This is a genomic window from Microbacterium sp. BF1 (assembly GCF_019279095.1).
GTDB classification, from domain to species: Bacteria; Actinomycetota; Actinomycetes; order Actinomycetales; family Microbacteriaceae; genus Microbacterium; species Microbacterium maritypicum.
In genome coordinates, this window is sequence record NZ_JAGYWT010000912.1 from 1 (window position 1) to 503 (window position 503).

Sequence of the window (503 nt, forward strand, 5' to 3'; positions counted from 1 at the left end):
CACGCGACCGTCGGCCGCCCAGGAGACACGATCTGCCCCCGATACGCCCGCACCTGCTTCTGCCTGTCCCACACGCTCATCCAATACCCCGATTCGCCGGTGTTGCGACGACCGGTTGAATACGGCCTGCGATCCGCGGTCCGAGTGCAGGGTCGTTCCGGTGGGCTCTCGCAGCGCGACGGCGTTGCGAAGCGCGGCGACTGCCAGCTCAGCCGTCATTCGCGAATCGCGCGAGTAGTCCACGATCCGGTTCGAGTAGACGTCTTTGATCGCGCAGAGATACAGCTTGCCCTCGTCGGCTTGGATTCCAGCAGTCGTCGCAACGGTGTGAACTATCCCGGGCTCAGTAAAGCATTCATCCTGAAGCGCCCTGGGTCTGATGGAGACTCCTGACCTTGGAAACGAGGATGGAGTTATGCCCAAAGAACTGGCGAATGGGAAGCCGACAACGCGTCGCTACTCGAGCGAGGAGAAGGCCGCCGCAGTGCGGATGGTGAGAACGC

The 503-nt window shown here is 62.4% G+C and carries 1 pseudogene; it reads right to left on the reverse strand.

Annotation, left to right across the window (positions count from 1 at the left end):
• Positions 1-126: 126 nt before the first annotated feature.
• Positions 127-300 (reverse strand): annotated as a pseudogene (locus tag KZA10_RS18925) (DDE-type integrase/transposase/recombinase); the annotation flags it as partial.
• Between the last annotated feature and the right edge of the window lie 203 nt (positions 301-503).